The 6,776-nt window shown below is 33.2% G+C and carries 6 protein-coding genes; all 6 read left to right on the forward strand.

Translation table 11 applies throughout. The features are described from left to right. Nucleotides 1-27: 27 nt before the first annotated feature. The 6 genes from CKF54_RS00540 (at nt 28) to CKF54_RS00565 (ending at nt 6,750) form a co-directional block, all read left to right on the forward strand. Nucleotides 28-759 carry a DedA family protein gene (locus tag CKF54_RS00540; RefSeq protein ID WP_119524295.1) on the forward strand — a complete coding sequence of 244 codons (732 nt, stop codon included), beginning with the start codon at nt 28-30 and terminating at the stop codon, nt 757-759. A 67-nt stretch (nt 760-826) separates the two neighbouring features. Next, a complete protein-coding gene (menA, locus tag CKF54_RS00545; protein WP_119524297.1) occupies nt 827-1,930 on the forward strand; it encodes a 1,4-dihydroxy-2-naphthoate octaprenyltransferase in 1,104 nt (367 codons plus the stop codon). A 138-nt stretch (nt 1,931-2,068) separates the two neighbouring features. Then, the gene (deoC, locus tag CKF54_RS00550) at nt 2,069-2,893 is read left to right on the forward strand and encodes a deoxyribose-phosphate aldolase (RefSeq protein WP_119524299.1); all 825 of its coding nucleotides are present in this window, start codon (nt 2,069-2,071) and stop codon (nt 2,891-2,893) included. Between the two features lie 121 nt (nt 2,894-3,014). Beyond that, nucleotides 3,015-4,223 carry a phosphopentomutase gene (locus tag CKF54_RS00555; protein ID WP_119524301.1) on the forward strand — a complete coding sequence of 403 codons (1,209 nt, stop codon included), beginning with the start codon at nt 3,015-3,017 and terminating at the stop codon, nt 4,221-4,223. 40 nt (nt 4,224-4,263) lie between these two features. After that, a complete protein-coding gene (gene deoD / locus CKF54_RS00560; RefSeq protein WP_119524303.1) occupies nt 4,264-4,977 on the forward strand; it encodes a purine-nucleoside phosphorylase in 714 nt (237 codons plus the stop codon). Nucleotides 4,978-5,157: 180 nt separating this feature from the next. Next, complete coding sequence (locus tag CKF54_RS00565; protein WP_119524304.1) at nt 5,158-6,750, forward strand: transposase; 1,593 nt, start codon at nt 5,158-5,160, stop codon at nt 6,748-6,750. Nucleotides 6,751-6,776 lie beyond the last annotated feature (26 nt).

The following is a 6,776-nucleotide window of genomic DNA, read 5'->3' on the forward strand; positions in this document are numbered from 1 at the left end:
TATAAATGAAAGGGGTTTGTTTTCGATATGGATAGCCTAATTGCACTATTTGAGCACTTTGCGGAATATGGTAACATAATTTCCTATATCCTTGTCTTTGCAGTTTTAATGTTAAGTGGTTTTGGGGTACCTATCCCAGAAGATATCACTTTAGTTACTGCCGGTATTCTTGCTAGTCAGGGATATGCACATGGATATGGAATTTTTCTAGTCTGTATGGCCGGAGTTTTAATTGGAGATTCCTGCATGTATATCCTAGGATATATTTATGGGGTTAAACTCTTACGTGTTAAATTCCTCCGTAAAATTCTTACAGCGAAAAGAATCAAAACCATTCGTTATAGATTTCAGGATAATGCGATATTATTCCTATTTGTAGCTCGATTTTTACCAGGACTAAGAGCTGCTATCTATCTTTTCTCGGGTATTACCCGCAAAGTTTCCTATACCAAGTTTATCTTAATAGACTTTTTCGCAAGTATTATTTCTGTACCAGTTTGGGTAAGTCTAGGATATTTCTTTGGCAATAATCTAGAGCATTTAAAACATTTAGTTAGTAAAATCGGTTTAGGCTTTACAGTTGCAGCCGTGATAGGCTTCATTTTAATCTTTGTCTTTATTAAGATTAGAATCAGAAAGCGTGAAAAATCTTTAAGTGATTCTGTTAATAAAGAGCAAGACGAAGAACTGTATCTCCATGCCAAAAACCACTCTGGTGAAATCAAGAAAAAGCAAAAAGTTAAAAGCACTACAAAATAAAAAGCGAGTCGCAAGACTCGTTTTTTAAAACCTTTATTCTAGTTTCCGAATAAGAGGAAATCTTTAAATGAAAAACAATAATTCATTTACAAAAAACACAAGCATGGATCAAGATATCGGGGATATCGCTCAGCTCGCAACAGCCTCTAAAAGTGATATTCTTTTTGGCAATATCAAGCCAACAACTGTACGCGAAGCCTATCGTGATGAGCGTGCTTGGCGTCTCAAGTACAAAAAGGCTTATTTACAAAGTCCTAAACTCTTTTTAATTAAACAAATTATCAATCCTTTTAGTTTAGTTAAAACTTTTTTAGCAATCTTTTTAGGGACATCTTTAGCTTTACTTACAAGATCTGATATTAATCTGGGAGTATTCTTACTTTGTTTATTATTAGGTTTCCTGTTTCAAATCTTTTCTAACCTTTGTAAAGAGTACTCATCTGAGAACCTTGGCACTAAATACGAATGTCGTATTTGTGAATTTGAAGCTACCCCTGGGAAAAAGATTATTTCTCGTAGACGTATCTTACAAGTAATAAAACTTGTACTACTAACAATTGTTGGCGCTTGCGTTGCTCTTGTTTTCTTAGCTCAATTAAACTTAGGTTCTATCCTAATTTTTGCGGGCTTAGTTATTATTACTTTAAACCTCTTAGTAAGATATTCAATTGGGAAAAACCCATATAACTTTACAATTCTTGGAGAATTATCTTACTTTTTAGTATATGGTCTTGTAATGGTAGGAGCTTCTTTCTACCTCCAAATCCATGACTTTGATATCTACATTCTATTCCCAGCTATTGCCTTTGGTTTTTTATGTGTAGCAACTTTACACTTAATTAACATGCGCGATAGTTACGTAGCTCGTGCTTACCATAAAAACAACCTAGCTGTAGTTTTTGGTACTAAAGCAAGTCGTTTATTGCAAACTATCTTCTACGTTTTTGCTTTAATTTTTTATACTTACTTTAATACTCTGATATCAGCTCCTTGGTTCTGTTACCTTTTCTTTATAAGCGTTCCTTTTATCGCTTATCATCTTTATGTTATCCATAAAGATCCAAGTACTAAATCTTTAAACCACCAAAAATATATAGCAAACCTAATTAATTTAATTATGACTGGTACTTTTATAGTTACCACTATTACCGCTATCTATGCTTGGAAATAAGATTTTAAAAAGAGCTGTGGTGAATGACCATAGCTCTTTTTTAAAATGGTCATCAGTCACAATTTCAATAAAAAATCACCAATAAAAAATTAGTTTGCATTATCATATGCAAAAAAGTAGCTAAGAAGAATTTTATATATGTTAAGTAACTTAAGTTTAAAAGAACAAGCTAAATTAGTGTTAAGTCTTACAGACTTGACATCTCTAGATGATAAAGATAACTTTAATACCATTCAAGATCTATGCGCTAAGGCAGTAAGTTCATATGGCAAAGTAGCAGCTGTTTGTGTGTACAAGCAATTTGCTAATTACGCAAAATTCTTACTTGGAGATCAAGTAAAAGTTGCTACAGTTATAAACTTTCCAGATGGAGCTTTAGATCCACAAAGATTTGCTTTTGAATATGCTTACTCTATTAGTCAAGAAGTTGATGAAATTGACTATGTTTTCCCATGGCGTAAACTTGTTGAATTAACAGCAAATCAAGATAAACAAATTGCGGATTTAAGCAAAGTTAAAGAAAATCCTGTTTACCAAGAAATGTATGCTCTAGTAAAACCTTACTTAGCTCCTCTAAGCAAAAAGGACACTAGAGTTAAAGTTATACTAGAATCAGGTTCTTTAACTCCAAATCAAATAGCTATTGCTAGCCAGATTTGTCTTGATTTCCAAGTTGACTTTATTAAAACCTCAACTGGTAAATTTGGTCCAGGCGCAAGTTTAGAAGCTGCTCAAATTATTTTTGAACTGATTAAACTAAACAAGAGTAACACAGGTTTCAAAGCTTCAGGTGGGATTAGAACTGTATCTCAAGCTATGGAATATATTTCTTTAGCGCAAAGCATTCTTGGCGATAACTTTATCAAAGCTGAAACTTTCCGCTTTGGTGCTTCAGGAATTTACAATGATATAGTAAATATCCTTGAGGATCGTGAACCAACAGAAAATAATAGTTCTTACTAGAATTTATCTTAATTTTTACTAAAAATTAATTCTAACTTGAGATATAATTAGACTAAACTTATCTTGAGACTAATTTAGTCTTATTTATCTTAATTTAGATATAAGTCCAAGGCACTCAAATATGAAAAAACGTGTATTTATCATGCTCCTAGATTCATTTGGTATTGGTCATGCTCATGATGCAGACAAATACGGTGATAAAGGATCTGATACTTTAGGTCACATTGCCCAATTTTTTGCTGATGGGAACAATGCTTTAAAACTTCCTAACTTAACTAAACTAGGTTTACTGGAAGCATACAAACATTCAACTGGTAGTTATCCTGCCAAAATGGATCCTAGCTTAGTGGATCCTAAAGCTTCTTACTGCTATGCGCAAGAAGTTTCTAATGGTAAAGATACTCCATCAGGTCACTGGGAAATTGCAGGTTGTCCTGTAAGATTTGACTGGACTTATTTCCCTGAACATAAAAACTCTTTCCCTGAAGAGTTCTTAGATTTAATCGTTAAAAAAGCTGGTTTACCTGGTTATTTAGGTAACTGCCATGCTTCTGGTACGGTAATTCTAGATGAATTAGGCGAAGAGCATATGAAAACAGGAAAACCTATTTTCTATACTTCTGCGGATTCAGTATTTCAAATTGCTGCCCATGAAGAAACTTTTGGTGTAGAAAAACTATTAGCTTTATGTGAATTAGTTCGTGAAGAATTAAACAACCACTTTGAAGCTGTTGGTCGTGTAATTGCTCGTCCATTTGTTGGTGATAAAGCAGGTTCATTTACTCGTACAGGTAATCGTCGCGATTACTCAATTTTACCACCTTCTGAAACTGTTTTAGTACAGTTAGAGAAAAATGGAGGTCAAGTAGTGTCTGTAGGGAAAATTGCAGATATCTATGCTCACCAAGGTATTACGAAAAAAGTTAAAGCTACTGGTCTAGAAGAGTTATTTGATAAATCTATTCAAGAAATCAAAGAAGCTAAAGACAATACTATTGTTTTCACTAACTTTGTAAACTTTGACTCTGACTTTGGTCACAGACGTGATCCAAAAGGTTATGGTGAAGCTTTAGAGTATTTCGATAGTCGTGTACCAGAACTTCTAAATCTACTAGAAGAAGGTGATTTAATTATCTTTACAGCAGATCATGGTAATGATCCTACATGGCCTGGTACTGAACACACTCGTGAACATATCCCAGTATTATTTGCTGGTTCAGGTGCTGTTCCTGGTTACCATGGTAAAAGAGAAACTTTCTCTGATATAGGTGCTACTATTGCTAAATACTTAAACCTACCAGGTTTTGATTTTGGTAAAGCAATTTTCTAATATTTTTCTTCCATTAACTTCAACATAAGGATAAAAATTTATGGCTACCGCTCATAACGCAGCTGAATTTGGTGATATTGCAGAAACAGTATTAATGCCTGGTGATCCACTACGTGCTAAATACATTGCAGAAAACTTTTTAGAAAACCCTGTACAGTTTAACACTGTTCGTAATATGTACGGTTACACTGGTACTTATAAAGGTAAACGTCTTTCAGTGATGGGTCATGGTATGGGTATGCCATCTATCTCTATCTACGCTGAAGAGTTATACAAATTCTACGGTGTTAAAAACATTATTCGTGTAGGTTCAGCAGGTGGTTTACTAGATGATGTAAACTTACGTGATGTTATTATTGTTACAGGTGCATCAACAGATTCAAAAATCAACCGTCAACGCTTAAAAGATCACGATTACTCTGCTGTAGCTTCATATGAAAACATTGCTGCATTAGTTGAAGCTGCAAAAGAAAATGGTGTTGAATTTAAAGTTGGTAAATCATTCTCTGCAGATTTATTCTACTCTCCAGATCCAGAATTTTTCCAAACTTTAAAGAAATATAAATTCTTAGCGGTAGAAATGGAAGCAGCAGCTTTATTCCCTATTGCAGACTTATATGGCGCTAAAGCTGGTTGTATCTTAACTATCTCTGATCACATTTTAAGAGAAGAATACACTACAGCTGAAGAACGTCAAAATACTTTCAACCAAATGATGAAAGTTGCTTTAGACGCTGCTGTAAAAGTTGATTAATTAATTCTTTATAATCTACAAATAATCCACGCATTTATAAATGCGTGGATTATTTTATATTCTCTAAATTTGACTTAACTTTTATTTACTTTAGCATTTACTTTCAAAGTGGTATAATAGTAGAAACAACCTCGCAATGTAAAAAATCATTTTAAACCACACTAGTAGAGATTATAGGTCATGAAATACTTAGTCGAGTTACCCAAAGAAAAAGTTCAAGTCACTAAAATTAACGGTAAAAGATATGCTTACCGCAGAGGAAAAAGTTATAGAGAAAACGGTAAAGTAAAAAGAGAAAATGGCACATGTATAGGTAGAGTAGATGAAGAAACAGGTTTATTAATAGCCAATAAAAACTATTATTTAATCTATGAAGTACCCATGCCTCATGACCTAAATACACTCTCTAGGAAAGATACTACTAGAAAACCCAAAATAGTAAAATCACAAATACCACCTTTTAGCTATCAATATTACTACCTGCAATTAGCAGAGGAAATTAAATTGACTAGTATTCTAGAAGAGGTATTTCCAGATAACTATGATGATATCCTCAACTTATCCGGATATATTATAGCAGGTGGTAATTCTATGGTAGACTTTGAACAGTGGGCTATAAAACTAGGATTGAAAAAAGTAAATGTACTTTCAGGTCAAAGAATTAGCGAATTATTTGCTTCCATCAGTAATAGTTCAATTATGGATTTCTTTACAAAGTGGTACAAAACTCATGAACTTGAACAAGATCTGCTTGTCTATGAGATAAGTTCAAACTCAGAAACTGCTCAAAAGGTTATTAAAGATTTTATATGTACTGATAGTAAAAATCTAATAAACCTAGGAATTGTTGTAGGGCAACAGAATGACCTACCATTAGGTTATGTTACATACTCTGGAAATGTAAAAGATAATACCTACTTCTCAGTTGTTTATGATGTAGTTGAGGATATTAAATCTTCTAATGCTATTTGGGTATCAGATGAAAAACAAGATACTAGTTACTTTACAGAGTTAGACAAAGCAGGCATATCCTTCTTAACCTCTATGCCTAAAGATCTAAACCTTTATAAAGATCTAGTTAACCTAGCTATGCAAAAAGGAATGACTTCTCATTACCTTATTGACATCTATGAATCTCAAGCTCGAGGTTTTACCACAAAAGCTGAGCTATATGACTTAAAACTCCAAGCTCATATTGTGTTTGATCCTGAGAAAAAAGCATTACAAGATGAAAATCAAAGACAATTAGCTCTAAAAAACAATGAAAAACTGTTAGAACTACAAAATAGCAAAGGTAAAATCAGTCATGCAGATAGCCTCTACTACAAAATCACAAGACATTCTGAAACAGAATTTTCCTATGATTTTGACGCAGATTTGTATGCTGCTGATGAGAAAATGAACGGCTTTGCGATTTATTTAACAAATAGTCAAAATATTGACATTAAAAGAGCAAATGTTATTTATCGAGAAAAAAGTATTATCGAAAAAATCTTTGGTAGTCCAAATGATGACAAAGAGTTCAAAAAAATGAAAACTCACAATGCTGCGACTACAAGAGGGAAAACATTTGTGCAATTTGTAGCCCTAATTCTTCTATCTACGATGGCTAAGACCCTTAGAACTAATGAGAATACTAAAACTCTTAATGTTGAGCAGTGTATAAAGCACTTAATAGAGACGCAAATTGCTACTAAAAATACTTCAGCAAAAAATCTAACTGATATGCAGAAAGAGATCTTTGGTAGTTTAAACATTGAAGTAAAGAGTTAGTCGTGCTCTAACCTATTTTCCCGTTT

Source organism: Psittacicella hinzii, assembly GCF_003585885.1.
Classification (GTDB): domain Bacteria; phylum Pseudomonadota; class Gammaproteobacteria; order Enterobacterales; family Psittacicellaceae; genus Psittacicella.

What these genes read in the sequence shown, in the direction of transcription:
- CKF54_RS00540 (WP_119524295.1), top strand. Translation starts at nt 28, where the DNA reads ATGGATAGCCTAATTGCACTATTTGAGCACTTTGCGGAATATGGTAAC.
- menA (WP_119524297.1), top strand. Translation starts at nt 827, where the DNA reads ATGAAAAACAATAATTCATTTACAAAAAACACAAGCATGGATCAAGAT.
- deoC (WP_119524299.1), top strand. Translation starts at nt 2,069, where the DNA reads ATGTTAAGTAACTTAAGTTTAAAAGAACAAGCTAAATTAGTGTTAAGT.
- CKF54_RS00555 (WP_119524301.1), top strand. Translation starts at nt 3,015, where the DNA reads ATGAAAAAACGTGTATTTATCATGCTCCTAGATTCATTTGGTATTGGT.
- deoD (WP_119524303.1), top strand. Translation starts at nt 4,264, where the DNA reads ATGGCTACCGCTCATAACGCAGCTGAATTTGGTGATATTGCAGAAACA.
- CKF54_RS00565 (WP_119524304.1), top strand. Translation starts at nt 5,158, where the DNA reads ATGAAATACTTAGTCGAGTTACCCAAAGAAAAAGTTCAAGTCACTAAA.